Genomic DNA, 26585 nt, shown 5'->3' with positions numbered 1-26585 from the left:
ACAGCGGCGTCGGGCGCCCGACGGGCACCGGTGACAGTGTGTGTGTCATGTAGATGACACGTGAACATCCGGAGTGACCGGCGTGAGTTCCGGAGCGTAGCAGTGATCATGCACGGGCTCGTACGGAGGGTCGAACGGTGTCTGGCCGGTCGGTAACCGCATCCGTACCACGGGCCGCCCCCGAGGGGAAGGGGACGGCCCGTGGTACGGACGGCCTGCCGGCCGGTGGGTCTTCAGTCCCGCAGCGCCGCTTCCATCGCCGCCTTGGCGACCGGGGCCGCCAGACCGTTGCCGCTGACCTCCGAGCGGGCCGCGTCGGACTGCTCCACCACGACCGCCACGGCGACCTCCTGGTCCGAGGAGTCCGACTTGGCGTACGAGGTGAACCAGGCGTACGGGGTCTCGCTGTTGTTCTCGCCGTGCTGCGCGGTGCCCGTCTTGCCGCCCACGGTGGCGCCGGGGATCCGCGCGTTCGACCCCGTGCCCTCCTCGACGACCGTCTCCATCGCCGACCGGAGCTGCTCGGCGGTCGAGGCGCTGACGATCCGCTCCGTCCCGGCCCCGTCCTCGTACTCCTCCAGCACGTCGCCGCCGCTGTCGGTGACACGGCTGACCATGTGCGGCGACACCAGCTCCCCGCCGTTGGCCAGCGCCGCCGACACCATCGCCATCTGCAGCGGCGTCGCGGTCACGTCGAACTGGCCGATCCCGGTGAGCGCGGTCTGCGACGGCACCATGTCCGAGGGGTACACGCTGGGGTAGGCGCGCACCGGCACGTCCTGCGTCTCGTCGTTGAAGCCGAACTTCTCCGCCATCGCCCGCACCTTGTCCTGGCCCAGGGCGACGGCCATCTTCGCGAAGACGTTGTTGCAGGAGTACTGCAGCGCGACCCGGATCGAGGCGTCCGCACAGGGCGCGTCCGGGTTCTCGTTGGTGAGGTCCGTGACCGTGCCCGGCAGCGTGTACGGGTCGGGGCTGTCGGTCTCCTCGTCCACCGATCCGTACAGCCCGTCCTCCAGTGCCGCCGCCGCGACGACCAGCTTGAACGTCGAGCCCGGCGGCAGCGGCTGCCGCAGCGCCCGGTTGGTGAGCGGCTTGTCCGGATCCGCGGTGAGCTCCTTCCACGCCTCGCCGGCGGTGTTGGCGTCGGTCAGCGACGCCGGGTCGTACGACGGGGTCGACACCGCCGCGAGGATCCGGCCCGTCCTCGGGTCGATCGCGACGGCCGCGCCCTTCTTGTCGCCGAGCGCCTCGTACGCCGCCCGCTGCACCGCCGGGTCGATGGTCGTCACTACGGTGCCCGGCTCGGCGCGCCGGCCGGTGACGGTGTCCGTCACCGTCTTCAGCCGGGGGTCCGTGCCGTTGAGCAGGTCCTGGTAGATGCCCTCGAGCTGGGTCGGCGCGTACGCCTGCGAGGCGTAGCCCGTCACCGCCGCGTACAGCGGGCCGTTCTCGTACGTGCGCTTGTACGCGAGGTCGCCTCCCTCCGTCCGCGCCGAGCCGGTGATCGACTCACCGGCCACGACGATGTTCCCGAGCGGCTCCGCGTACGTCTCGATCGCGTTGCGCCGGTTGTCATGGTCGTCCGCGAGTGCCCGGCCCTCGTAGAACTGCACCCAGGTCGCCCTGACCAGCAGGGCGAACACCAGGAGCAGGATGAAGACAGAGGCACGCCTGATCGTCTTGTTCATTCCGTTCGGACAGACGAACGGGAGGGGACGGATCGTTCCCTCCCGTCCCGTTTCTCATCGGATGTTCATCGGACGGTCGGGCCGGCCGGGCGGTCAGTGGTCCAGGGTGAGCACCAGCTCGTCGATCTCCTCGCCCCGCGCGGGCGCGTATCCCCTCTCCCGTGCGGAGACCGTGAAGCCGCAGTGCTCCAGCACCCGCCGCGAAGCGGCGTTGTCCGCGGCCGTGCGCGCGTACAGCGGGCGCTCGGCCACCTCCGCCAGCAGGCCGCGCAGCGCGGCCGTGGCGATGCCCTTGCCCCAGTAGGCGCGGTCCACCCAGTACGTCACCTCGCGCTCGCCCGGCTCCCCGTACACCGCCGCGTGGCCCACCACGTCGCCGTCGTACAGCACCGTGCGCACCACGACCTCCGGCGAGCTGCGGATCTTCGCCCAGTGGGCGTCGAAGCGGTCCTGGTCGGCCGGGTCCTCGGGGGTGAAGGCCGCCATGCGCAGTGCCTCCGGGTCGTTGAGCTGCCGGTAGAAGACCGGCAGGTCGCTGTCGTGCACCGGCCGCAGGGCGATGTCCATGGGGTCAGAGCCTCCGGGTGGCGAGGGTCAGCCGGTCGCGTGCGTCGAACAGGGCGTCCTTGACCATCTGCTCGTGTGCGGGCGTGAGCCGCGCCACCGGCACCGAGCAGCTGATCGCGTCCCGCGCGGGGGTGCGGTACGGGATCGCCACACCGAAGCAGCGCAGCCCCAGCGTGTTCTCCTCGCGGTCCACGGCGAAACCCTGCTCCCGCACCAGGTGCAGCTCCTCGATGAGCTTCTCCCGGTCCGTGATGGTGTGCTCGGTCAGCGCGGGCAGTGTCTCCGGGAGCATCTTGCGCACCTGCTCGTCCGGGTACGTGCTCAGCAGCGCCTTGCCCAGCGACGTCGAGTGCGCGGGCAGCCGGCGGCCGACCCGGGTGAACGGGCGCAGGTAGTGCTGCGACTGGCGGGTGGCGAGGTAGACCACGTTGGTGCCGTCGAGCCGGGCGAGGTGGATGGTCTCCGTGGTGTCGTCGGAGAGCCGGTCCAGGGTGGGGCGGGCCGCCGCGACGACCTCGTCGCCGTCGATGTACGACGTGCCCACCAGCAGCGCCCGCACGCCGATGCCGTACCGCGTGCCCGTCGCGTCCGTCTCCACCCAGCCGAGGTCCACGAGGGTGCGCAGCAGCATGTAGAGGCTCGACTTGGGGTAGCCGACGGCCTCCTGGACCGCCGCCAGGGAGTGCATGCCGGGGCGCCCGGCGAAGTATTCGAGCAGTTCAACGGTCCGCACCGCGGACTTGACCTGCGCGCCGCCGCCCGTCTCGCCAGCCGACATCGCCCTTGACCCCTTCGTTCGCCGGGAAATAGTCTCCGAAGCACATTCACCCACAGAGACGGTGTTCAGTATATCGAACAACCCTGTGAGGTGACGTACATACTGCGGCATTGCATGCGGCAATCAAGTGGAGGGACCCGCGGTGGCAGCAGCACCAGTCTGGAGTGTCGACCCCCGAACCGGGAAGCAGCGTGAACAGGTTGCGGTGGAGGCCACAGCCCAGGAGGTCGACGCCGCCGTCCGCGCCGCGCACGACGCGCGCGGCGCGCTGACGGACCGCACCGTCCGCGCGGCCTTCCTGCGCACGGCCGCCGACGAGCTCGAAGCGGCCAAGGAGCAGCTCGTCGAGGCCGCCGACGCGGAGACCGCGCTCGGCCCGGTCCGGCTCACCGGGGAACTCGCCCGCACCTGCTACCAGCTGCGGGCCTTCGCCGGCATCGTCGAGGAGGGCGCCTTCCTCGACGTCGTCATCAACCACCCCGACGACACCGCGACCCCGCCCGTCCCGGACCTGCGCCGCTACAAGATCCCGCTGGGCGTCGTCGCCGTCTACTCGGCGTCCAACTTCCCCTTCGCCTTCTCCGTGGCGGGCGGCGACACCGCCAGCGCCCTCGCGGCCGGATGCCCGGTCGTCGTCAAGGCCCACCCCGACCACCCCGGACTGTCCGAACTGGTCGCCAGGGTGCTGCGCCGCGCCGCCGCCCGGCACGACGTCCCCGAGGGCGTGCTCGGCCTGGTGCACGGCTTCGAGGCCGGCGTCGAGCTCGTCAAGCACCCGCTGGTCTCGGCGGCCGGTTTCACCGGATCGATCCGCGGGGGCCGAGCCCTCTTCGACGCGGCCGCCGCCCGTCCCGTCCCGATCCCGTTCCACGGTGAGCTGGGCTCCCTGAACCCGGTCGTCGTCACCGAGGCCGCCGCCGCCGAGCGCGGCGAGGCCATCGGTGCCGGGCTGGCCGGTTCGATGACGCTGGGCGTCGGCCAGTTCTGCGTGAAGCCGGGCCTCGTCCTCGCGCCGGCCGGCGCGGCCGGTGACGCGCTGGTCAAGTCCCTGACGGACGCCGTCAGCGACACCGACGCCGGCGTCCTGCTCGACCACCGCATGCGCGACAACTTCGTCGCCGGGGTCGCCGAGCGCGCCCAACTGCCCGACGTGGAGTCCCCGGTGACCCCGGGCGCGGGCGGCGAGCACACGGTCAGCGCGGGCTTCCTCACCGTCCCGGCGAGCCGGCTGGCCCAGGAGGGCGAGCACGACCTGCTGCTCGAGGAGTGCTTCGGGCCGGTCACCGTCGTCGCCCGCTACGAGGACGACGCCGAGGTGCGGAGCGTGCTGTCGCGGCTGCCGGGCAACCTCACGGCGACCGTGCAGCTGTCCGCCGGGGAGGCGGCCGGGGAAGGCCGCGGGGCGGAGCTGGTGCGGGAACTGACGCCGCTGGCCGGGCGGGTCCTGGTCAACGGCTGGCCGACGGGCGTCGCGGTCGCCCCGGCCCAGCACCACGGAGGGCCGTACCCGGCGACGACCTCCACCTCCACGTCGGTGGGCGGCACGGCCATCGAGCGGTGGCTGCGGCCGGTCGTCTACCAGGGGACGCCCGAGGCGCTGCTGCCCGCGGAACTCAAGGACGACAACCCGCTGGGACTGCCCCGGAGGTTCAACGGCAGGCTGGAGCGCTGAGGCTCACCCCGCGCTCGGCTCCAGGCCCGCGTCGCGGGCCAGGAGCGCCGCCTGCACCCTGTTGTCGCAGTCGAGCTTGGTCAGGATGCGGCTGACGTAGGTCTTCACCGTGGCCTCACTCATGTGCAGGCGGGCGCCGGCGTCCGCGTTGGACAGGCCCTCGCCGAGCAGGGCCAGCACCTCGCGTTCGCGCGCCGTCAGCCCGGCCAGGCGGCGGCGCGCCTCCTCGCCGCGCACGGTGGCGGCGGGCGAGGCGAGGGAGTCCACCACGTGCCGGGTGGCGGCCGGGGACAGATAGGCGTCGCCGGCCGCCGCCGCGCGGACCGCGTGGATCAGCTCCTGCGGCGCGGAGTCCTTCAGCAGGAAGCCCGCGCTGCCGTGGCCGAGCGCCCGCAGGACGTTGTCGCGTTCCCCGAACGTGGTCAGGATCAGCACGCGCACCCCCGGCGCGGCGCGGCCCAGCTCGGCCAGCGCGGTCAGCCCGTCCATCACGGGCATCTGGATGTCCAGCAGGGCCACGTCGACCGCGGTGCTCCGGGCGGTCTCCACCGCCTCCCGGCCGTCCCGCGCCTCGGCGACGACGTCGATGTCGTCGGCCGAGGTGAGGATCATCCTGATGCCGGCCCTGATGAGCGGCTCGTCGTCGGCGACGAGGACCCGGATCACGCGGCCTCCTGCGCGGTGTCGGTGGGACGGGCGGATGGTGGGGCCCGCCCATCATGCCCGATCCGGCCGCGGGCGCGGCCACGGACGGCCGGTCACACCTTGTGCGCGTAGGACTCCTTGGAGGACAGCTTCCCGTCGCGGAAGCAGAACCGGTAGACGATGTCCTCCTCGTCGTCCACGAAGTGCTCGCAGACGGCGTCCTCGGGCAGCGGCGGGCCGTCCTTCTCCACGCCGTCGGTGAGCAGCGAGCCGCCTTCCGGAAACTTCTTCCGGAGGTCCGCCTCGTCGTCGCCGACCCGGGCCGACTCGTACACGCTCGCCGGGATGAGGCCCTTCTCCACCTCGTCCATCAGTTTCCACACCCCCCACACCAGGAGGGCGCCGGCGCCCACGACGAGGACCACGGCGGTGAGGGCGCATCCCAGGGCGGCGTTCTTCTTGCTGCTCATGATGGTGGTGAACTCCTTCTGCGGATCGGTGCGTTCGAAGTCGTCACCACCGTCGCCCGCGGAGCCCCCGCCGATCTGCCCCCGGAAGTCGTCGTCCGCGACGACCGAAGTCGCGCCGTTCGGACGGGACCGCCGCTCGCCGTCGCCGTACGGCAGCACACCGGCGAGCCGGAAACCCCCGTCGGGAGTGGGGCCGGTGTGCACCATGCCGCCGACCAGCCGGGCCCGCTCCCGCAGGCCCGTCAGCCCCTGGCCGCCGCTGATCGCGGGCGGCCCGGCCGGCGCCCCGGCCGGCACCGGCCCGTTGGCCACCTCGACCACCAGGCTGTCCGGTTCGTAGCGCAGCGCCACGGTGATCGGGGCGCCCGGCGCGTGCTTGTGCGCGTTGGTCAGGCCCTCCTGGGCGATGCGGTACGCCGCGCGGTCGGCGGCGGGCGCGAGGGCCCGTTCGGTGCCGGACCGGTGCAGTTCCACCGTCGCGCCCGCGGCCCGTGACGACGCGACGAGCTTGTCGACGGAGGCCGCCGTGCGGTCCGCCGAAGGCCCGGCCTCCTCCGGGCCGGGCACGGACGCCTCCACGCCGTCCCGCAGGATGCCCACCGCCTCGCGCAGCTCCCGCATCGCCGACCTGGAGGCCTCCCGGAGGATGCCCACCCCTTCCCGCTGGCGGCCGTTCAGCTCCGGGTCCACCTCCAGCGCCCCGGTGTGCACGGCGATCAGGGCGAGCTGGTGGCCGAGGCTGTCGTGCATGTCCTGGGCGATGCGCTGCCGTTCCAGCAGCCGGGCCTGTCGCGCCACCATCGCCTGCTCGCGCACCAGTTGGGCGTTGTGCCGCCGCAGGGCGTCGAGCAGGGCGTGGCGCTGGGCGCGGTAGCGGGAGGCGAGCCCCGGCATGACCGCCAGCACCAGGAACGGGCTCCCGCCCAGCACGGCCGTCATCAGCGGCGACAGCCCGAGCCCGTCGTCGCCCGCGGTGATGACGCCGAGGACGAGGTGGAGCGCGAGCCCGGCCGCGTACGCGCCCAGTGCGCGCGCCGGGCGCTCGATGCGGCCGCCCGCCGACCAGCCGGCGCAGATCAGCAGCGGGAACGTACCGACGACCGCTCCGGCCAGCGCCGACGAGACCATCAGCACCGTCGCCGGCAGGGCGCGGCGGGCCAGGGACAGTACGGCGACGAGCAGGGCCAGGGCACCGCCCCGCGCCATGGATCCGGTCTCCGTCGTGTGGAGGAGGCCCGCGATCCCGGAGAGCGTCACGGCGAGTACGGCCTCCCCGACGATCCGTTTGCGGGGCCAGGGGGAGGCGGCGGCGAGCCGGGAACGGAGCGGCAGGCCGGTGCGGGGTGTCTCTGCTACGTCCACGCGCAGACGATAGAGGGCCGCCCCCGGACGCCCGCATCCTCCCTTCGGCGCGGTCCCGGACGACGAAAGTGGACTCCCGGCCGCCAAGGGGCCTGTCCTCTTTGGTCGTTGCCGGTGACGACTTACGGAGACTGCTCCGGGGCGGGGCGCACGGCGACGATGGCTCCACCGGACGCACACGGGCGACGGCGCGGGACCGAGGGCATGGGGAGCGGAACGGTGGACAGCGTGAAGCAGTGGACCGGCGGCTTGGGGAGCGGAACGGTGGACAGCGTGAAGCAGTGGACCGGCGGACGTTTCACCGTCCGGCAGGAGACCGCCCTCACGACCGACCGGTACACCGTGAGCGAGCTGCTGCCGGACGGTTCCGACGGCGGGATCCTCGCCTTCGCCGAGCTGAAGCGGTTCTCGCTCAAGGAGGAGGTGACCTTCTACGCCGACGGGTCCAGGACGCGGATCTCCTTCACCGTCAAGGAGCGCAGCCTCTCCGACCTCGACGACGGCTACGACGTACGGGACGCGGAAGGCAACCCCATCGGTACGTTCGAGAAGAAGTCCCTCGCCTCCCTGCTGCGCTCGACGTGGGTCCTGGACCAGCCGGGCTCGCCCGCGGCCGTCGGACGGGAGCGCAACCGGTTCGTGGCCGTGCTCCGCCGCGTCTGGGACTTCCTGCCGGTGGACCTGGTGCCGTTCCTCTGGCCGTACCACTTCGACTTCGAGACGGACGGCAAGCCGGTGATGAAGGTCGACAAGAAGTTCGGACTGCGCGACCGCTATGTGGTGGACGTGATCGCGCCCGGTCTGGACCCGCGCCTGGCCATCGCCCAGGCCGTGGCCCTGGACACGTTCCAGGACCGCTGACCGGGCCCACCCCCGGGCTCCCGGTACCGGGCCCGGCCTGGAAGACTCCCGCCATGGACCTGGACATCCCCGAACTGCCCTTCCCCCTGCGCACCTACGGCCCCGACGGCCACTGGTCCCACGAGGACGGCGTCCTCACCGGATGGGCCGGACCCCGGCAGGACCGTTTCGTGCCGCCCACCGACGAGGCCCTGGACCCCGCCTCCGACGCGCCGCGCCTGCTGGGCGCGCCCGAGGGCGACTTCCAGCTGATCGCACGGGTCACCGTCGGGTTCGCCGGGGCCTTCGACGCCGGAGTGCTGTACGTCCATGTCGGTGAGCGGGCGTGGGCCAAGCTCTGTCTGGAGTACTCGCCGGACGTGCCCACCGTCTGCACGGTGGTCACCCGGGGGCACTCCGACGACGTCAACTCCTTCACCGTCGACGGCAGTTCCGTCTGGCTCCGGGTGAGCCGCACCGGTCGTGCCTTCGCCTTCCACGCCTCCCGTGACGGCGAGCGCTGGACCTTCGTCCGCCTCTTCACCCTCGGCGACGAGAAGGAGACCGGGGCCGCGCTGGTCGGCTTCATGACCCAGTCGCCGATGGGGGAGGGATGCGTGGTGACGTACGACCACATCGCGTACCGGCCCCACTGGCCGCGTGACCTGCGGGACGGAAGCTGAGGGAAGGGAATGAAGGCGGCTCGTTGAATGTTCACGTAGCCGCCGGAGGGAGTCTCCGTACCCGCACGAACTGGAGTGCCGATCACGATGCGCGTCGAAATCTGGTCCGACATCGCCTGCCCCTGGTGCTATGTCGGAAAAGCCCGCTTCGAGAAGGCGCTGGCCGCCTTCCCGCACCGGGAGCAGGTCGAGGTCGTGCACCGTTCCTTCGAGCTGGACCCGGGCCGCGCCAAGGACGACGTCCAGCCGGTGATCTCGATGCTCACCAGGAAGTACGGCATGAGCGAGGCGCAGGCCGAGGCCGGTGAGGACAACCTGGGTGCCCAGGCCGCCGCCGAGGGCCTGCCCTACCGCACCCGGGGTCGCGACCACGGCAGCACCTTCGACATGCACCGCCTGCTGCACTTCGCCCGCGAGCGGGGCCGCCAGGTGGAGCTGCTCGACCTGCTGTACCGGGCGAACTTCGCCGAGGAGCGGTCCGTCTTCAACGACGACGAACGGCTCGTCGAGCTCGCCGGCGCCGCCGGTCTCGACACCGGCGCGGTGCGCGAGGTCCTCGCCGACCCGGAGGCGTACGCCGACGAGGTGCGCGCCGACGAGCGCGAGGCCGCGCAGCTCGGCGCGAACGGCGTGCCGTTCTTCGTGCTGGACCGCACGTACGGCGTCTCCGGCGCCCAGCCCGCCGAGGTGTTCACCCAGGCGCTGACCCGGGCCTGGGGCGAGCGTCCGCCGCTGACCCTGGTCGACGGCGACGCGGAGGCCTGTGGCCCGGACGGGTGCGCGGTGCCGCAGCAGTAGAACGCGCAGGTCAGCGCGTACACATAAGGTTTCCTTTGCGATACCGCGCAGAATTAAGCAATGGACGGGGAGATCCTGGGGCCGCACAGTGGTCCCATGGAGACCTTCGAGAACCTCGTCCGTGCCGAGTTCACCCCGAAGAACACCTACCTGAACACCGCGAGCAGCGCCCTCCTGCCCGCCCGTACCGTGGCCGCGCTCCAGGACGCCGTACGGCTGCGCGCGGAGGGCCGTGCGCTGGATCCGCTGTTCGCCGACGTCGAGGCGTGCCGGGCCGCGTACGCCAGGCTGGCCGGCGTCCCGGTCGAGCGGGTGGCGGCCGGGGCCACGGCCGCTCTGCACACCGCGCTGATCGCCGCCTCGCTGCCGCCCGGTGCCGAAGTCCTCACCGTCGAGGACGACTTCGCCTCCGTCCTCAACCCCTTCCACACCCGTGGTGACCTCAAGGTGCGGGCCGTGCCGCTGGAGCGGCTCGCCGACTCCGTCCGGCCCGGCACCGCGCTGGCCGCGGTCAGCGCGGTGCAGTCCGCCGACGGCCGGATCGCCGACCTCGCCGCGTTGCGCGAGGCCGCCCGGGACCACGGGGCCCGTACCTACGTCGACTTCTCCCAGGCGGCCGGCTGGCTGCCGGCGCAGGCCGACGCGTTCGACTACTCCGTCGCCATCGTCCACAAGTGGCTGCTCGGCCCGCACGGGGCGGCTTTCCTGGTGGTGCCCGAGGACCTCGGCGATCTGCCGTCGGTGCAGGCGAGCTGGGTCGCGGCGGAGAGCCCCTGGGACAGTTGCTACGGGCCGGTCGCCGAACTGGCCCGCTCCGCACGGCGGTTCGACTCCAGTCCCGCCCTGTTCACCTACGCGGGACTGCGCGCCTCCCTCGAACTGCTCGAGGAGATCGGCGTGGACACCGTCCGCGCCCACGACCTGGCCCTCGCCGACCGCTTCCGCGCGGGACTCGCCACCCTGGGCCACACACCCGTGCCCTCACCCGGTTCACCGATCGTGTCCGTGCCCGGACTCGGGCACCTCCAACCGGAGTTGGCCGAGGCGGGCATCGCGGTGTCGAACCGCGCGGGCCATCTGCGGGCGTCCTTCCACCTCTACAACACGGCCGCCGACGTGGACCGGCTGCTGGACGCGCTGTCCGGCTGACCCGGCGCCGGGTACACGGCAGCGGGCCGGTGCCTCCCTGTCCCACACGAGGGGGCCCGGCCCGCGGTCCTGCGGCGCGGCTGCTTCACCGGAGTGAAGTCCCGCGCCCCGATGCCGTGTCATCCGGGGGCGACCCCCGGACCCCCGGCCGGATCCGGCTCACCGGACCGGAGTGAAGTCCCGCGCCCCGATGAACTCCGGCCGCCGGATCGGTGCCGCGAAGGGCTCGACCGCCGTGTTCTCCACGCTGTTGAACACGATGAACACGTTGCTGCGCGGGAACGGCGTGATGTTGTCGCCGGAGCCGTGCATGGCGTTGCAGTCGAACCAGGTCGCCGAGCCGGCCTTGCCGGTGAACAGCCTGATGCCGTACTCCGACGCCATCCTCGTCAGCGCCTCGTCGGACGGCGTCCCCGCGTCCTGCATCTGCAGGGACTTCTTGTAGTTGTCCTTCGGCGTGGCCCCCGCGCATCCGAGGAACGTCTTGTGCGACCCCGGCATGATCATGAGGCCGCCGTTGGTGTCGTAGTTCTCGGTGAGCGCGATCGAGACCGAGATGGTGCGCATGTTCGGCAGGCCGTCCTCGGCGTGCCAGGTCTCGAAGTCCGAGTGCCAGTAGAAGCCGCTGGCGCCGAAGCCGGGCTTGACGTTGATCCGCGACTGGTGGACGTAGACGTCCGAACCGAGGATCTGCCGGGCGCGCCCGACCACCCGCTCGTCGCGCACCAGGTTCGCGAACACCTCGCTGATCCTGTGCACCTCGAACACGGACCGGATCTCCTGGGACTTCGGCTCGACGACGGAGCGTTCGTCCGCGCGGATCGCCGGGTCGCTGATCAGCCGCTCCAGCTCGCGCTGGTAGACGCCGACCTCGTCCGGTCCGATGAGCTGGTCGACGGCGAGGAAGCCGTCGCGGTCCAGGGCCTCCAGGTCACCGGCCGGGACGGGACCGGGCGTGTCCGGGCCGCCCCACACCACCGGGTCCTGCCGGGGCGTCGCCACCTCGGTGGCGCCGCGGGTGGGGTAGAGGTCGGTGACGTTCCTGGTCATGGTGGTCACGGTGACTCACACCTCCTCGGTGAGCAGCGGATAGACGCCGTTCTCGTCGTGGTCCTCCCGTCCGGTCACGGGCGGGTTGAAGACACAGATGCAGTGGAAGTCCTCCTTGACCTTGAGCGTGTGCCGCTCGTGGCCGTTCAGGAGGTACATGGTGCCGGGGGTGATGTGGTACGTCTTCCCGGTCTCGCGGTCGGTCAGCTCGGCATCGCCCTGAGTGCAGACGACGGCCTCGATGTGGTTCGCGTACCACATCGACGTCTCCGTACCCGCGTACAGGATCGTCTCGTGCAGGGAGAAGCCGACCTTCTCCTTGGCGAGGACGATGCGCTTGCTCTCCCAGGTGCCGGACGCCGATTTCACGTGCCGGTCGGTGCCTTCGAGCTCCTTGAACGAACGGACGATCACGGTGTTGCGATGCCTCCTCGGCTCGGTGGGTGTTTCAGGCGGTTTCCCGGACGGCGCGGGCGAGGGTCCTGAGGCCCTCGTCCAGCTCGTCCGGGGTGATGGTCAGCGCGGGGAGCAGCTTGACGACCTCGCTCTCGGGGCCGGACGTCTCGATGAGCAGCCCGAGTTCGAAGGCCCGCTTGGCGATGCGGCCCGCGCGGTCCTTGTCGTGGAACTCCAGGCCCCACACCAGGCCGCGGCCGCGGTACTCCTTGACGTCGGCGGGGTTCTCCTCGGTGACGGCGATCAGCGCCTGCTCGACCTGCTCGCCGCGCGCACGGGTCTGCTTCTCCATCGCGGAGCCGTCGGCCCAGTACGCCTCCAGGGTCGCGGTGGCCGTGACGAAGGCGGGGTTGTTGCCGCGGAAGGTGCCGTTGTGCTCGCCCGGCTCCCAGACGTCGAGCTCCGGCTTGAACAGGGTCAGCGCCATGGGCAGTCCGTAGCCGCTGATCGACTTGGACACGGTGACGATGTCGGGCGTGATGCCGGCCTCCTCGAAGGAGAAGAAGGCGCCGGTACGGCCGCAGCCCATCTGGATGTCGTCGACGATCAGCAGCATGTCCTGGCGTTCGCACAGCTCGGCCAGGGCGCGCAGCCACTCGGGCCGGGCGACGTTGATGCCGCCCTCGCCCTGCACGGTCTCGACGATCACGGCGGCGGGCTTGTTGAGGCCGGACCCCTGGTCCTCCAGGAGCCGCTCGAACCACAGGAAGTCCTCGACCTTGCCGTCGAAGTAGTTGTCGAACGGCATCGGCGTGCCGTGCACCAGCGGGATGCCGGCGCCGGCCCGCTTGAAGGCGTTGCCGGTCACGGCGAGCGAGCCCAGCGACATGCCGTGGAAGGCGTTGGTGAACGACACGATCGCCTCGCGCCCCTTCACCTTCCGGGCCAGCTTCAGCGCGGACTCCACGGCGTTGGTGCCCGTCGGGCCCGGGAACATGACCTTGTACGGCAGGTCGCGCGGGCGCAGGACGTAGTTCTGGAAGGACTCCAGGAAGGCGCGCTTGGCCGTCGTCGACATGTCGAGGCCGTGCGTGACGCCGTCCCGCTCCAGGTAGTCGATCAGGGCCCGTTTCAGCACGGGGTTGTTGTGCCCGTAGTTGAGTGAGCCGGCTCCGGCGAAGAAGTCGAGGTACTCGTGGCCGTCCTCGTCGTACATGCGGCTGCCGTGCGCACGGTCGAAGACGGCGGGCCAGCCGCGGCAGTAGCTGCGTACCTCGGACTCGAGGGTCTCGAAGACACTGAGGTCGGGCTGGGTGATGGTCACGACGAATCGCTCCTCGGTGGCGTGGGAGGTCAGAGGGAGTCGGAAGAAGTCGGAAGGCCGGGGGGCCGGGCCGCGCGGTCAGCGCGTGAGCGGCCCGATGCGGTACAGCACCTCGGGGTCGTGCGGCCCGTCGGGGAACTGGCCGGTGTCGAACAGCACCTCGCGCTCCAGCAGGGCGCCGTGACGCTCCGCGAACGCGGTGAACAGGCGCTCGGAGGCGGTGTTCCCCGGGGCGATGGTGGTCTCCACGGTGTCCACCGCGTGCTCTTCGGCGGTCCGGGCGGCCAGTGCGTCGAGCATCGCCGCGGCGAGGCCGCGGCCGCGGTACGACGCGTCGACCGCGACCTGCCAGACGAGCAGGGTGCGCGGGCTGTCCGGCCGCAGGTATCCGCTGACGAAGCCGATCGGCTCTCCGTGCTCGTCGCGGGCGACGGCCGAGGTGGCGGCGAAGTCACGGCACCACAGCAGATAGCTGTACGACGAGTTCAGGTCGAGGACCTTCGAGTCCCTGGCTATCCGCCACAGCACGGCTCCGTCCGCCACGGTGGGGCGGTCGATTTGCAGGTCTGCTTGTGCGGCAGTCATACGAATTGAACTTACCCAGGTAAATTCAAAAATGCATCGTCCGGCGGGGTTACGTGCGCGCTTGATCTGTGTTATCGCGCGGGCGGGTGGGTCCGCGCGAAAGCCCGTCGAAATACTCTGTTTGTCCTGGTGGATAAGGGATGAATCGTGCGCGCTGTGGAACCGGTCACACCTGTGCGACGTCCGAAACGCCTTGCTTCCCGTTCATGAAATCGTGGCGTTTAGGGGTGAGGAAAGCGGGCAGGAGAAGACGGGAAGTTGCTCCGCGGAATAACCGAAAAATAAGCGAAAGAATGCCGCTGAATAATTCCGGAATCAGTGTTCTCCGTCAGTCCGTCCGGCGTTCGGGGACGAGGAACCGGACCCCCGCCCCGGGCTCAGCGCCAGGCCTTCTCGGCCGCGCTCAGCGCCGCCGGCAGGTCCACGACCACACCCGCCTCCGCCAGCGCGCTCCCCAGCCCCGTCAGACACGCCCGCACCGCACCCGGCGTCGCCTCGGGACCGTAGTGGTTGACCCGGATCATCTCCTTGGCGAGCGCGCCCCCGCCGGCGGCCAACGGAAGGGCCGGGTCGGCGGCCAGGGCGCGGGCGACCAGCTCCGACGCCACCGTGCCGGACGGGGCCCGCAGGGTCGTGGCGACCGGCGCCGCCTCCGCCGCGTCGCGCACGTACGGCTCAAGACCTCCGCCCAGCGCGACCGCGCCCGCCCGCGTCGCCGCCGCGGCGGCCGCGTGCCGCGCCATCACCGCGTCCAGCCCCGCCGCCTCGATCCGCTCCACGCACGCCTCGAGCGCCAGCATCTCCAGCTGCGCCGGAGCGTGCAGCAGCGCCTTGCGGCCGCCGTCGATCCAGCGTTCCTTCCAGTCCAGCAGCGACAGGTACGAGCGGCGCGGCGCCCGCGGGTTCGCCGCCATCCGCGCCCACGCCCGCTCGCTCACCGACACCGCCGAGACCCCGGCCGGGCCGCCCATCGCCTTCTGCGCCCCGATCACGCACAGGTCCACGCCCCACGCGTCCGGCAGCACCGGCTCCGCCCCGATCGACGCCACCGCGTCCAGGTAGAACAGCGCCCCGTGCGCCCGCACCACCTCGCCGATCTCCGCGACCGGGTTGGTGTTCCCGGTCGCCGCCTCCGCGTGCACCAGGGACACGAAGTCGATCTCCGGGTGCTCCGCGAAGGCGGCCCGGACCTGCTCGGCCGTCACCGCCGTGTGGAACGGCACCGCCAGATCGATCACGGTGGCGCCGCAGTCCCGCAGCCAGTCGCCGAAGGTCTGCCCGTAGGGGCCGGTGATGACGTTCAGCGCGGTCGTGCCGGGACCGGCCGTCGCGCGGATCGCGCCCTCCAGCGGCAGCAGGGCCTCACCCTGCATGATCACGACGTCCTGCCCGGTGCCCAGCAGCCGTGCCACCCGGTCCTCGATCGAGGCGAAGCGCGCGGCGCCCAGCAGGGGCAGATCGAGGAGGAGGTGGGTCACGGCGGTGCTCTCTTCACTTCACGACTGTGCGGGTACGTACGACGAAGTCGAGGGTAAACCTTCGCCCGGGGTGCGGACCGGCCACAGGGTTCTCAGGCCGGACGCCCCCACGGCCATCGGTTTGGTTTGAGGCCCTCAAACCTCTCCTTATAATCGGAACTCACAGTTCCCTGACAGGAGGCTCCCGTGAAGACGCTCTTCGGCCGCCGGACCCGTGTGCTGGCCGCCACCACCGCGACGGCCGGGCTGGTTCTCCTGTCCGCCTGCACCTCCAGCGACGACGGAGGCAGCGGCTCGAAGACCGCCGCCGGCGGGGTCGAGCTCGTCAAGGCGGGGCAGCTCACCACCTGCACCCACCTCCCGTACCCGCCCTTCCAGTCGGAGATCGACGGCAAGGTGCAGGGCTTCGACGTCGCGCTGATCGACCTGGTCGCCGAGGACCTGGGCGTGAAGCAGGAGATCCTCGACACGCCCTTCGAGAACTTCAAGACCGGCGCCTTCCTCAACTCCGGCGAGTGCGACCTGGCCGCGGCCGGCATGACCATCACCGAGGAGCGGAAGAAGAACGTCGACTTCTCCGACCCGTACTTCAACGCCACCCAGGCCGTCCTCGTCGACAAGGACAGCGGGGTCACCTCCCTCGCCGACGTGAAGTCGAAGAACATCAAGCTCGGCGCGCAGGCGCAGACCACCGGCGAGGACTACGTCAAGGGGCAGGGCTTCGACCCGGTCTCCTTCGAGTCCTCCGACGCCGTTCTCAACGGCCTGCGCACCGGCCAGGTCAAGGCCGTCGTCATCGACTACCCCGTCGTCCAGGGCTGGCTGAAGGACAAGGCCAACGCCGACGCCTTCACGGTCGCCGAGCAGATCGACACCGGCGAGGAGTACGGCTTCACGGTGAAGAAGGGCAACACCGCGCTGCGCGAGGCCGTGAACAAGGCGCTCGCGGACGCCAAGGCCGACGGTACGTACAAGAAGCTGTACGAGCAGTGGATCGGCCCGTACGACGAGTCCGCCGCCTCGCCGGCCGCTTCCTGATCCCATGGCCGACACGGAGAAGCAGCAACTCCAGCCGAAGAAGAAGGGCCTGACGCGACGCCAGAAGCGCGGTCTGTCGCGCGGCATCCAGTACGTCGTCTTCGTCGCGGCCGTGATCGCCTTCGCGTTCGCGGCCGACTGGGACCGGCTGCAGAACCAGTTCGCGCAGCAGGACATCGCGCGGCAGATGTTCCCGGACGTCATCACGCTGGCGCTGAAGAACACCGTGCTGTACACGGTGACCGGCTTCGCCGTCGGGCTCGCCCTCGGCATGGTGATCGCGCTGATGCGACTGTCGTCCGTCGGCCCGTACCGCTGGCTGGCCGGCGTCTACATCGAGATCTTCCGCGGCCTGCCCGCCCTGCTGATCTTCATCTTCATCGGCGTCGCCGTGCCGCTCGCCTTCCCCGGCACGGAGATCATCGGCGGCACCTACGGCAAGGTCGCCCTCGCACTCGGCCTGGTGGCCGCCGCGTACATGGCGGAGACGATCCGGGCCGGCATCCAGGCCGTGCCCAAGGGGCAGATGGAGGCGGCCCGTTCGCTGGGCTTCTCGCCCGCCCGGGCCATGGTCTCCATCATCATCCCGCAGGCCTTCCGCATCATCCTCCCGCCGCTCACCAACGAACTCGTCCTGCTGTTCAAGGACTCCTCGCTGGTGCTGTTCCTCGGCGTCACCCTGGAGGAGCGCGAACTGTCCAAGTACGGCCGCGACCTGGCCAGCACGACCGCCAACTCCACGCCGATCCTGGTGGCCGGCCTGTGCTACCTGCTGATCACCATCCCGCTCGGCTTCGTCGTGCGCCGTATGGAGGCCAAGGCCCAGGAGGCCGTGAAATGACCCCGAGCCGACCGGAGATCCGCGTCAGCGGTCTGCACAAGTCCTTCGGCGACAACCAGGTGCTGCGCGGCATCGACCTGGAGATCGGCCAGGGCGAGGTCGTCTGCGTCATCGGCCCGTCCGGGTCGGGCAAGTCGACCCTGCTGCGGTGCGTGAACCTCCTGGAGGAGCCCAGCAAGGGGCAGGTCTTCGTCGGCGGGACGGAACTCACCGACCCGGACGTCGACATCGACGCCGTACGCCGCCGCATCGGCATGGTCTTCCAGCAGTTCAACCTCTTCCCGCACCTCACGGTGACGGAGAACCTCACGCTGCCGCAGCGCAGGGTGCTGCGCAGGGGCAAGGCGGAGGCGGCGAAGGTCGCCGCGGAGAACCTGGGGCGCGTGGGCCTCGCCGAGAAGGCGGACGCCTACCCGTCCTCCCTCTCCGGCGGCCAGCAGCAGCGCGTCGCCATCGCCCGCGCGCTGGCCATGGGCCCCGAGGTGATGCTGTTCGACGAGCCGACCTCGGCGCTCGACCCCGAACTGGTCGGCGACGTCCTCGCGGTCATGCGGATGCTCGCGAACGAGGGCATGACGATGATGGTCGTCACCCACGAGATGACCTTCGCCCGCGAGGTCGCCGACCGGGTCGTCTTCATGGACGGCGGAGTGATCGTCGAGGACGGCACCCCCGAGCAGGTCATCGGACACCCCCGCCACGAACGCACCCGCCACTTCCTCTCCCGCCTCCTCGACCCCGCCATGGCGGACGTCGAGGAGGAGACCTCCGACCAGGTGGGCAAGTCCGGGTAGCGGGTCATTAGGGTGCGGTACATGAGCGAACGCGCGGTGCTGCACGTGAAGGGGCGGATCCTCGTCGGCCCGGACGAGGTCCGCGACGAACTGTGGGTCGTCGGCGGGCGGATCTCCTACGACCGTCCCGCCGGCGCCCGCGACGTCCGCACCGTCGACGGCTGGGTACTGCCCGGCCTCGTCGACGCCCACTGCCACGTGGGCCTCGACCGGCACGGCGCGGTCCCCGAGGACGTCGCCGAGAAGCAGGCGCTCACCGACCGCGACGCCGGCGCCCTGCTGCTGCGCGACGCGGGCTCACCCTCCGACACCCGCTGGACCGACGACCGCGACGACCTCCCGAAGATCATCCGGGCCGGCCGGCACATCGCCCGCACCCGCCGCTACATCCGGGGCTACGCCTGGGAGGTCGAGCCCGACGACCTCGTCGCGTACGTCGCCCAGGAGGCGCGGCGCGGCGACGGCTGGGTGAAGCTGGTGGGCGACTGGATCGACCGCGACCTGGGCGACCTGTCGGCCTGCTGGCCGCGCGGCGCGGTCGAGGCGGCGATCGCCGAGGCGCACCGGCTGGGCGCCCGCGTCACCGCGCACTGCTTCGCCGAGGACTCCCTGCGGGACCTGGTCGAGGCCGGCATCGACTGCGTCGAGCACGCGACGGGCCTGACCGACGACACCATCCCGCTCTTCGCCGAACGGGGCGTCGCGATCGTCCCGACCCTCGTCAACATCGCCACCTTCCCCGCGCTCGCCGACGGCGGCGAGTCCCGGTTCCCCCGCTGGTCGGCCCATATGCGCCGGCTCCACGCACGCCGCTACGACACCGTGCGCTCCGCGTACGACGCCGGCATCCCCGTGTTCGTCGGTACGGACGCCGGCGGTACCCTCCCGCACGGCCTGGCGGCCGACGAGGTCGCGGAGCTGGCCAAGGCCGGCATTCCGCCCGTCGAGGCGCTGGCCGCCGGGACCTGGGCCGCCCGGGAGTGGCTGGGCCGCCCGGGCCTGGAGGAGGGTGCCCCGGCCGACCTGGTGGTCTACGCCTCCGACCCGCGCGCGGACCTGCGCGTGCTGACGGATCCGCGCCGGGTGATCCTGAACGGGCGCGTGGTCGGGTGACGGCGCGGCGGGGAAACCGAGGGTTTCCTCGCCCCCGCCGCCCTTACCCGTCCCACCCCGGGGCGCTGCCCCCGGACCCCCGCTCCTCGAACGCCGGAGAGGCTGTCTTTTCAGCCCGTCCGGCAGAAATCAGCCCCTCCGGCGTTCGAGGAGCGGGGTCTGGGGCGGAGCCCCAGGTCGGGAAGGGAAGGGGCGGCGGGGGCGCATCAAACTGTGCCCAGCGCGCAGCTCAGCGCGCCCAGGAACCCGTCCACCGTCCCCCGCCCCCGCACCGCCACCCGCAGCCACTCCTCATCCAGCCCCGGAAACGTGTCCCCGCGCCGCACCGCGTAACCGAGCGCCCGCAGCCGCCGCCGTACCGTCGCCGCATGCGGCAGCCGGACCAGGACGAAGGGCCCCTCCGCGGGTTCCACGACCCGCAGACCGCGGCCGGCGAACCCCCGCAGCCCCGCGACCAGATGAGCACGGTCCACCGCGACACGACGGGCCGCGTCGGCCGCCTCCGCGAGGGCCCGCGCCCCCACGCACGCCTCCGCCGCCGCCAGCGCCGGCGTGGACACCGGCCACAACGGCTGCGCCCGCTCCAGTTCCGCGACGGTCTCCGGGGCCGCCAGGACGTAACCGATCCGCAGCCCCGCCAACCCCCACGTCTTGGTGAGACTGCGCAGGACGACGAGACCGGGCACGTCCGTCCGCCCGGCCAGCGCCTCGCGCTCGCCCGGCACCGCGTCCATGAACGCCTCGTCCACCACCAGCGTCCGCCCCGGCCGGGCGAGCCGGGCGACCGCCCCGGCCGGGTGCAGCACCGACGTCGGGTTCGTCGGGTTGCCGATCACCACCAGGTCCGCGTCCTCCGGCACCGCCGCCGGGTCCAGCCGGAACCCGTCCGCCTCCCGCAGCAGCACCCGGTCCACCGTGTGCCCGGCGTCCCGCAGCGCCGCCTCCGGCTCCGTGAACTGCGGATGCACCACCACCGGACGGCGCACCTCCAGCGCCCGCGCCAGCAGTACGAACGCCTCCGCCGCCCCGGCCGTCAGCAGCACCCGCTCCACCGGCAGCCCGTGCCGCGCCGCCACCGCCGCCCGCGCGGCCCGCCCGTCCGGGTAGGCGGCCAGCCCCGACAGCGACCCGGCGATGTGCTCCCGCAGCCACCCCGGAGGCGTGTCCGCGCGGACGTTCACCGCGAGATCGACCAGCGCACGGCCGTCGTCGCGGACCTCGGCGTCCCCGTGGTGCCGCAGATCGTGCCCGCCGGCCGCCGGCTCAGTGCGCATGGGAGTGCGCGTGGCCGTGCCCGTGATGGTGGTGGCCGTCGTCGTCCGGGTGGAAGTGCGGCTGCTGCGGCTGCCCCACCTTGCCCTCGAAGCCCGGCAGCGCGATCCGGTACACGCACGAGTCGCAGTTCATCCGCAGGTCACCCCGCACGGCTTCCTCGTACCGCTCCCACACCAGATCCAGCAGCTCCGGCTCGGGCCCGATGACGTCCGCCGACCGCACCTCCGTCCCCGGGTGCGCCACCGCCCACTCTTCGGTCTGCTGCCGCACCCGGTCCGGCAGGATCCCGGTGAACAGGAAGTACGGCAGCACCACGACCCTGCGCGCCCCCAGCCGTGCACAGCGCTCCAGCCCGGCCGGCACGTCCGGCGCCGCCAGCGACACGAACGCCGTCTCCACACCGGCGTACCCGCGCCCCTCCCACAGCAGCCGCGCCGCCTTGAACACCTCGGCGTTGGCGTCCGGGTCCGTCGACCCGCGCCCCACCAGCAGCACCGTCACCTCGGCCGGATCCCAGGACGGATCGATCGCCTCCGCCAGCCGCCGCTCCAGCACGCTCAGCAGCGCGGGGTGCGGGCCCAGCGGACGGCCGTAGGTGTACGAGATCCCGGGGTGCCGTTCCTTCTCGCGGGCCAGCGCCGCCGGGATGTCCCCCTTGGCGTGCCCGGCGGACACCAGCATCAGCGGCACGGCGGCGAACCGCCGCGCCCCCTGCTCCACCAGCTCGGCGACGGCCTCGCCCAGCGGCGGCGGGGACAGCTCGATGAAGCCGCCCGCGACGGGCAGTTCGGGGTGGCGGAGCCCCAGCTCCCGCACGAAGTCGCGGAACGCCTCCGCTCCGGCGTCGTCCCGGGTGCCGTGGCCGGCGATGAGCAGGGCGGGCGGCGGGGTGGTCACAGGTTCTCCTCAGGTGAGATCGGGTGGTACAGCAGGGCGTTGAGCGCGGCGGCGGCGACCGCCGACCCGCCCTTCTCGGACACGTTGCTCACGGCGGGCAGCCCGCTCTCCCGCAACGCGGCCTTGGACTCGGCCGCCCCGACGAAACCGACGGGCAGCCCGATGACGAGCGCGGGGGAGGCGTCCAGGGTCAGCAGTTCCTCCAGGGCGGTCGGCGCACAGCCGATCACCCACAGGGCGCCGGGCCCGACCTCCTCGTACGCCAGCCGCACGGCGTGCGCCGAACGCGTCAGCCCCGGCCCGGACCTCGCGTCCTTCAGCCGGCACACGGTCTCCCGCCGGGTGATCCCGGCCGCGACCATCTCCACGTCCGTCACGACCGGTGCCCCGGCGTGCAGCGCGGCGTGCGCCTTCGTCAACTCGCCCTCGTCCATGACGAGGTCGGACGCGTACTCCAGGTCGGCCGCGGAGTGGACGACCCGCTCCACCACCGCCCGGGTCAGCGGCGGGAAGTGCGAGGTGTCGAGGCGGGCCCGCAGCCGCCGGAAGGACTCCTGCTCGATGGGGTGCACCACGCGGTTCACCGTGCCTCCTCCTGCCAGCGGTAGCCGCGCGGGGTGACCATGCGCCCCGCGATCTCACGGGTCGCCGTGTTGCCCACGGTCACGACCGTCATCATGTCGACCGTCGCCGGGTCCAGTCCGGCCAGCGTGGTCAGCCGGCTCGACTCGTCCGCGCGGGACGCGTTGCGCACCACCCCGACCGGCGTGGCCGGCTCCCGGTGCTCCGCGAGGATCGCGAGCGCCTTCGGGAGCTGCCAGTCACGGCCCCGGCTGCGCGGGTTGTAGAACGTCACCACGAGGTCCGCCTCGGCCGCCGCCCGCACCCGCCGCTCGATGACCTCCCACGGCGTGTGCAGGTCGGACAGGCTGATCGACACGTGGTCGTGGCCCAGCGGCGCCCCCAGGACCGCCCCGGCCGCCAGCGCCGCCGTCACACCGGGCACCCCGACCACGTCGATGTCGTCGGACGCCTCCGCGAGCGCCGGGGAAGCCATGGCGTACACCCCGGCGTCCCCGCTGCCGATCAGCGCGACCGCCCGCCCGCGCCGGGCCTCGGCGACGGCCGTGCGGGCCCGCTCCTCCTCCGCCCCGAGCCCCGACTCCAGCACCCGTGTGCCCGGCCGCAGCAGATCGCGGATCTGGTCGACGTACTGGTCGAGCCCCACCAGCACGGAGGCGCGCCGCAGTTCGGCCTTCGCCCGCGGGGTGAGCAGGTCCCGGGCACCCGGCCCCAGCCCCACCACCGCGAGCCGCCCGCGCCCCGGCCGCCGTACGACGGCACAGGTCGCCATCGCGGGCCGCGCCGCCGACTTCCGCTTCGGCACGAGGAGTTCGCCCCCGCCCACCAGCGCGGCGGCCTCCGCGACCGAGGGTGTGCCGACGGCGGCGAGCGGCGCGTCCGACGGGTTGGGCACCTCGACCCGCGCCAGCTCCTCGGCCGCGTACGTCACCAGGGGCACCCCGAGCCGCCGGGCCGCCTCCACGATGCCGGGCTCGCCGGCCTTGGCGTCCACGGTGGCCAGCCCGGCGAGCGACGCCGCCGACAGCCCGGCCCCGCGCAGGGCGTCCTCGACCAGGCCGAGCACCTCGTCCACGGGAGCGCCCTTCGAGGCCCCGACGCCGACGACGAGGGTCGGCGGCCGCAGCACCGCCTCCCGCTCGCCCGGCTCGACCAGCCGGTCCGTGACCCGGATCGTGTACGACCCCTCGTCCGCGACCGGCAACGGCGGCAGCGGCCAGGCCACCTCGGCGCGCAACGCCACCGCCTCACCGTCCAGCAGGGCCCGCGACACGGCGGCGACGTTCCCCTCCACCGGCAGACCGAGGGTGTCCAGGCCCGGCAGACCGGCCGCGTCGGTCGCCGTCGTCACCACCGGTTCGGCGCCCAGCACCTCGCCGACCGCGCGGGCCAGCTCGTTCGCCCCGCCGCCGTGCCCGCCGACCAGCGACACCGCGAACCGTCCGCCCTCGTCGACACAGACCACACCCGGGTCGCTCGCCTTGTCGTCCAGCAGCGGTGCCACCAGCCGCACCACGGCCCCCGTGGCCAGGAAGCACACGAGCTGCTCGCACTCGGCGAACGCGGCCCGTACGGCGTCCGGCACGGGACCCTCGTACACGCGCGTACGGTCCGGCCACACGGCGGCCAGCCGGTCCCGCGCGGCCGCTCCGGCGGCGGTGGCGGAGATGAGGCCGATCACTCGTCGACTCCTTCTTTGTGCGCCGGGAGCCTGACGCCCCACAGCAGGAAAACGGGATTGGTCGCCGCGAGCCGGGTCACGTCCCCGGGCAGCGGCGCGAGCCGCGACGACTGCACCAGCACGCCGTCGCAGGAGAAACCGGCGTCCGTCAGCGCCGCACGGGCCGCCGGAACCCGGTCGAGGGCCGCCATGGCGATCACCACGGTCCGCCGGGCCCGCCGCGCGCACGCCGTGACGACGGCCGGCAGCTCCCGCCCGCCCCCGCCGACGAACACCGCGTCGGGGTCCTCGTCGAGACCGGCCAGCACGTCCGGTGCCGCCCCGTGCACCACGCGCACGTCGACCCCGTGCGCGGCGGCGTTGGCGCGGACCCGCTCCACCCCGTCCGCCGCCTTCTCGACGGCGGTGACGGCGGCCCCGAGCCGCGCGCACTCCACGGCCACGGACCCCGACCCCGCGCCGACGTCCCACACCAGCTCACCGGGGCGCGGCCCGAGCCGGGCCAGGGCCAGGGCCCGCACCTCGAACTTGGTGATCATGGAGTCGCGGTGGTCGAACCCCGCCTCGTCCAGCGCCCAGCCGGCGGGCCGCCCCGCCCCGCCCGCGATGGTGCGCACGGGCCCGAGGGCCCGCGCCTCGTCCAGGCACAGCACCACGCTCACCGCCGCACCCCAGTCCCGCACGGCGGCCTCGGCGGGCGTCACCCGCTCCACCCGCTCCTCGGCGGAACCCAGCGCGGAGGCGACGACCAGCACCCGCGCGGTGTCCCGCAGCGCGGCCCCCAGCTCGGCCGGACCCGCCCCGGGACCCGTCAGCACGGCGACCTTCGGATGCGCCCGGCACAGATTCACCGCCGTCCGCGGATCCCGCCCGTGCGCGCTCACCACCACGGCGTCGTCCCACGTCAGCCCGGCCCGCGCGAACGCGGCGGCGACGGAGGACACACCGGGGCGCACATCGAGCCGCTCCGGCCCGAACCGCTCGGCCAGCGCCCGCACGATCCCGAAGAACCCGGGGTCGCCGGAGGCCAGCACCACGACCGGCCGTTCCTCGGCGAGGTACTTCTCCACGGTGTCGAGCGCGGGCGCCAGCGGCCCGAGCACGACCCGCTCGGCCCCCTCCGGCAGCCGTACGGCGTCCAGGTGCCGCCGCCCGCCGACGACCAGTTCCGCCCCCGCCGTCACCTCGGCGTCGACCGTCGCCCCGGCCCCCATCCCGACGACGGTGATCACGTGCTCGCACCCCGCGAACGCAACGCCCGGCGCGCCTCCGGATCGGCCTTGCGGAAACCGTGGAAGTGACCCGGGTGGTACAGGTGCGAGCGGGTGCCGTGCGCGGCGAGCGCCGGACCGACCAGGAACAGCGTGTGCTTCCACAGCTTGTGCTCCTTGACCGTCTCCTCCAGCGTGCCGATCGTGCACTTCACGACCAGCTCCTCCGGCCAGGTCGCCTGGTACGCGACGACGACCGGCGTGGACGTCGGATAGCCGCCCTCCAGCAGCTCCCGCACCAGCTGCCCGCTGCGGGCGGCCGACAGGAAGACCGCCATGGTGGTGCCGTGCCGCGCGAACTCGCGGACCTCCTCACCCGGCGGCATCGGCGTCTTGCCGCCGCCGAGCCGGGTCAGCACGACGGACTGCGCCACCTCGGGAATGGTCAGCTCCCGCTGCGCGAGCGCCGCGACGGCCGAGAAGGACGACACCCCGGGCACGATCTCCGTCGCGATGCCGAGCTCCGCGCACCGGTCGACCTGCTCCTGGGTGCCGCCCCACAGCGCCGGGTCGCCGGAATGGATCCTCGCGACCCTCAGCCCGTCCGCGCGGGCCCGCTCGTAGACGGCCACGACGTCCTCCAGGGACATCGTCGCCGAGTCGAGGATCTCCGCGCCCTCCCGCGCGTGCCGGAGGACCTCCTCCTGCACCAGGCTGGCGGCCCAGATCACGACATCGGCCTCGGCGATGGCCCGCGCGGCACGGAACGTCAGCAGATCGGCGGCGCCGGGCCCGGCCCCGACGAAGGTCACCTTGCCGGTGGGGGCGTCGGCCATGGAAATCGGTCCTCTCTGGCGAATGGTCAAAGACGGTGGGTGGTGAGCGGCTGTCACGCGTGCGCGAACGGGCGCCGATCGGATACGAAGAACACATGGCGGTCCTCGTCGCGCTCGGCGCGTTCCTGATGACGCTGGCCGGCGGCTGGTCGGCACACCGCGTGACCGACCGCCGTCACCTGGTGCTGGGCCTGGCCGGCGGCCTGATGCTCGGCGTCGTCGGCCTCGAACTCCTCCCGGAGTCCCTGGAGGCGGCCGGCACCGAGGTGTACGGCGTCCCCGCGGCCCTGCTGCTCTTCGTCGCCGGCTTCCTGCTGGCCCACCTGGTGGAACGCCTGCTGGCCCACCGGCAGGCCGCGCACGGCGCCGAGGAGCGGAACGGCCGCACGCCCGAGGTGGGCCTCACGGCAGCCACAGCGATGGTCGGCCACAGCGCCATGGACGGCGTGGCGATCGGCGCGGCCTTCCAGGTCGGCGGCGGCATGGGCGCCGCCGTCGCGGTGGCCGTGGTCGCCCACGACTTCGCGGACGGCTTCAACACCTACACCCTCACGCGCGTCTACGGGAACGCCCGCCGCCGCGCGCTGACGATGCTGTTCGCGGACGCGGCGGCACCGGTCGTCGGCGCTGCGTCCACGCTGTTCCTCACCATCCCCGAACCGCTGCTCGGCGGCTACCTGGGCCTGTTCGGCGGCGCCCTGCTCTACCTCGCGGCGGCCGAGATCCTGCCCGAGGCCCACCACGAACACCCGGCCCGCTCCACCCTGCTGTGCACGATCGCGGGCGCGCTGTTCGTCTGGCTGGTGGTGGGTGCCGCGCACTGAGGACG

General features: G+C 72.6%; 26 protein-coding genes. 10 read left to right on the top strand and 16 right to left on the bottom strand.

Going from position 1 to position 26585, the window contains the following annotated elements; all coding sequences use genetic code 11:
* Positions 1-233: 233 nt before the first annotated feature.
* From ACF1DX_RS22955 to ACF1DX_RS22945, 3 genes are all read right to left on the bottom strand, one after another.
* Entirely contained in the window at positions 234-1691 is a 1458-nt protein-coding gene (locus tag ACF1DX_RS22955) for a peptidoglycan D,D-transpeptidase FtsI family protein (protein ID WP_391792991.1), read from the bottom strand.
* A 93-nt stretch (positions 1692-1784) separates the two neighbouring features.
* The gene (locus ACF1DX_RS22950; RefSeq protein WP_391792990.1) at positions 1785-2258 is read right to left on the bottom strand and encodes a GNAT family N-acetyltransferase; all 474 of its coding nucleotides are present in this window, start codon (positions 2256-2258) and stop codon (positions 1785-1787) included.
* Between the two features lie 4 nt (positions 2259-2262).
* Positions 2263-3036, bottom strand: a complete 774-nt coding sequence (locus tag ACF1DX_RS22945; protein ID WP_030224445.1) for an IclR family transcriptional regulator — start codon at positions 3034-3036, stop codon at positions 2263-2265.
* Between the two features lie 142 nt (positions 3037-3178).
* On the opposite strand from ACF1DX_RS22945, the gene ACF1DX_RS22940 reads away from it, so the two are divergent.
* On the top strand, positions 3179-4708 hold the full coding sequence (locus ACF1DX_RS22940) for an aldehyde dehydrogenase (NADP(+)) (protein ID WP_391792989.1): 1530 nt from the start codon (positions 3179-3181) through the stop codon (positions 4706-4708).
* A 3-nt stretch (positions 4709-4711) separates the two neighbouring features.
* Here the strand turns inward: ACF1DX_RS22940 and ACF1DX_RS22935 are convergent, their stop codons facing one another.
* Entirely contained in the window at positions 4712-5374 is a 663-nt protein-coding gene (locus ACF1DX_RS22935; RefSeq protein ID WP_030858561.1) for a response regulator transcription factor, read from the bottom strand.
* Positions 5375-5466: 92 nt separating this feature from the next.
* Entirely contained in the window at positions 5467-7185 is a 1719-nt protein-coding gene (locus ACF1DX_RS22930; RefSeq protein ID WP_391792988.1) for a sensor histidine kinase, read from the bottom strand.
* Positions 7186-7449: 264 nt separating this feature from the next.
* On the opposite strand from ACF1DX_RS22930, the gene ACF1DX_RS22925 reads away from it, so the two are divergent.
* From ACF1DX_RS22925 to ACF1DX_RS22910, 4 genes are all read left to right on the top strand, one after another.
* Entirely contained in the window at positions 7450-8046 is a 597-nt protein-coding gene (locus ACF1DX_RS22925; RefSeq protein ID WP_391793251.1) for a hypothetical protein, read from the top strand.
* Positions 8047-8099: 53 nt separating this feature from the next.
* The gene (locus tag ACF1DX_RS22920; RefSeq protein WP_391792987.1) at positions 8100-8708 is read left to right on the top strand and encodes a DUF1349 domain-containing protein; all 609 of its coding nucleotides are present in this window, start codon (positions 8100-8102) and stop codon (positions 8706-8708) included.
* A gap of 87 nt (positions 8709-8795) precedes the next feature.
* On the top strand, positions 8796-9506 hold the full coding sequence (locus ACF1DX_RS22915) for a DsbA family oxidoreductase (RefSeq protein ID WP_391792986.1): 711 nt from the start codon (positions 8796-8798) through the stop codon (positions 9504-9506).
* Positions 9507-9602: 96 nt separating this feature from the next.
* Positions 9603-10655 (top strand): aminotransferase class V-fold PLP-dependent enzyme, encoded by a 1053-nt coding sequence (locus tag ACF1DX_RS22910; RefSeq protein ID WP_391793250.1) that lies wholly within the window; start codon positions 9603-9605, stop codon positions 10653-10655.
* 159 nt (positions 10656-10814) lie between these two features.
* On the opposite strand, the gene thpD is transcribed toward ACF1DX_RS22910, so the two are convergent.
* From thpD to ACF1DX_RS22885, 5 genes are all read right to left on the bottom strand, one after another.
* Positions 10815-11714 (bottom strand): ectoine hydroxylase, encoded by a 900-nt coding sequence (gene thpD, locus ACF1DX_RS22905; protein ID WP_391792985.1) that lies wholly within the window; start codon positions 11712-11714, stop codon positions 10815-10817.
* Between the two features lie 6 nt (positions 11715-11720).
* Positions 11721-12119 (bottom strand): ectoine synthase, encoded by a 399-nt coding sequence (locus ACF1DX_RS22900; RefSeq protein WP_030858547.1) that lies wholly within the window; start codon positions 12117-12119, stop codon positions 11721-11723.
* 34 nt (positions 12120-12153) lie between these two features.
* Positions 12154-13425: a diaminobutyrate--2-oxoglutarate transaminase gene (gene ectB / locus ACF1DX_RS22895; RefSeq protein ID WP_391792984.1), complete on the bottom strand. Its 1272-nt coding sequence runs from the start codon at positions 13423-13425 to the stop codon at positions 12154-12156.
* 78 nt (positions 13426-13503) lie between these two features.
* Positions 13504-14010 (bottom strand): diaminobutyrate acetyltransferase, encoded by a 507-nt coding sequence (gene ectA, locus ACF1DX_RS22890; RefSeq protein ID WP_391792983.1) that lies wholly within the window; start codon positions 14008-14010, stop codon positions 13504-13506.
* A gap of 377 nt (positions 14011-14387) precedes the next feature.
* Positions 14388-15488, bottom strand: coding sequence for a pyridoxal-phosphate-dependent aminotransferase family protein (locus ACF1DX_RS22885; RefSeq protein WP_391792982.1), 1101 nt, complete (start codon positions 15486-15488; stop codon positions 14388-14390).
* A gap of 186 nt (positions 15489-15674) precedes the next feature.
* Between ACF1DX_RS22885 and ACF1DX_RS22880 the strand changes: the two genes are divergently transcribed.
* From ACF1DX_RS22880 to ACF1DX_RS22865, 4 genes are read left to right on the top strand one after another with little or no spacing between them, the layout of a single operon-like run.
* The gene (locus ACF1DX_RS22880) at positions 15675-16526 is read left to right on the top strand and encodes a transporter substrate-binding domain-containing protein (RefSeq protein ID WP_391792981.1); all 852 of its coding nucleotides are present in this window, start codon (positions 15675-15677) and stop codon (positions 16524-16526) included.
* A gap of 4 nt (positions 16527-16530) precedes the next feature.
* Entirely contained in the window at positions 16531-17367 is an 837-nt protein-coding gene (locus ACF1DX_RS22875; protein ID WP_391792980.1) for an amino acid ABC transporter permease, read from the top strand.
* Positions 17364-18161, top strand: a complete 798-nt coding sequence (locus ACF1DX_RS22870; protein ID WP_391792979.1) for an amino acid ABC transporter ATP-binding protein — start codon at positions 17364-17366, stop codon at positions 18159-18161. The genes ACF1DX_RS22875 and ACF1DX_RS22870 overlap by 4 nt, the downstream gene beginning before the upstream one ends.
* 21 nt (positions 18162-18182) lie before the next feature.
* Positions 18183-19274 (top strand): amidohydrolase family protein, encoded by a 1092-nt coding sequence (locus tag ACF1DX_RS22865; protein ID WP_391792978.1) that lies wholly within the window; start codon positions 18183-18185, stop codon positions 19272-19274.
* A gap of 206 nt (positions 19275-19480) precedes the next feature.
* On the opposite strand, the gene cobC is transcribed toward ACF1DX_RS22865, so the two are convergent.
* The 6 genes from cobC to cobM are packed head-to-tail and all read right to left on the bottom strand — an operon-like array spanning position 19481 to position 25756.
* Positions 19481-20548, bottom strand: a complete 1068-nt coding sequence (gene cobC / locus ACF1DX_RS22860) for an Rv2231c family pyridoxal phosphate-dependent protein CobC (RefSeq protein ID WP_391792977.1) — start codon at positions 20546-20548, stop codon at positions 19481-19483.
* Positions 20538-21446, bottom strand: coding sequence for a sirohydrochlorin chelatase (locus tag ACF1DX_RS22855; protein WP_391792976.1), 909 nt, complete (start codon positions 21444-21446; stop codon positions 20538-20540). Before ACF1DX_RS22855 ends, cobC begins: the two co-directional genes overlap by 11 nt.
* The gene (locus tag ACF1DX_RS22850; protein ID WP_391792975.1) at positions 21443-22030 is read right to left on the bottom strand and encodes a precorrin-8X methylmutase; all 588 of its coding nucleotides are present in this window, start codon (positions 22028-22030) and stop codon (positions 21443-21445) included. Before ACF1DX_RS22850 ends, ACF1DX_RS22855 begins: the two co-directional genes overlap by 4 nt.
* Positions 22027-23709, bottom strand: a complete 1683-nt coding sequence (cobJ, locus tag ACF1DX_RS22845) for a precorrin-3B C(17)-methyltransferase (RefSeq protein WP_391792974.1) — start codon at positions 23707-23709, stop codon at positions 22027-22029. The genes ACF1DX_RS22850 and cobJ overlap by 4 nt, the downstream gene beginning before the upstream one ends.
* The gene (gene cbiE, locus ACF1DX_RS22840) at positions 23706-24941 is read right to left on the bottom strand and encodes a precorrin-6y C5,15-methyltransferase (decarboxylating) subunit CbiE (protein ID WP_391792973.1); all 1236 of its coding nucleotides are present in this window, start codon (positions 24939-24941) and stop codon (positions 23706-23708) included. Before cbiE ends, cobJ begins: the two co-directional genes overlap by 4 nt.
* The gene (gene cobM, locus ACF1DX_RS22835; protein WP_391792972.1) at positions 24938-25756 is read right to left on the bottom strand and encodes a precorrin-4 C(11)-methyltransferase; all 819 of its coding nucleotides are present in this window, start codon (positions 25754-25756) and stop codon (positions 24938-24940) included. The genes cbiE and cobM overlap by 4 nt, the downstream gene beginning before the upstream one ends.
* A gap of 95 nt (positions 25757-25851) precedes the next feature.
* On the opposite strand from cobM, the gene ACF1DX_RS22830 reads away from it, so the two are divergent.
* Positions 25852-26580, top strand: a complete 729-nt coding sequence (locus ACF1DX_RS22830; RefSeq protein WP_391792971.1) for a ZIP family metal transporter — start codon at positions 25852-25854, stop codon at positions 26578-26580.
* Positions 26581-26585: the final 5 nt, after the last annotated feature.

This window comes from Streptomyces sp. NPDC014676 (genome assembly GCF_043084105.1).
Classification (GTDB): Bacteria; Actinomycetota; Actinomycetes; order Streptomycetales; family Streptomycetaceae; genus Streptomyces.
Note: the sequence above shows the minus strand (reverse complement) of the source record. Positions and strands in the feature narration are given on the sequence as shown.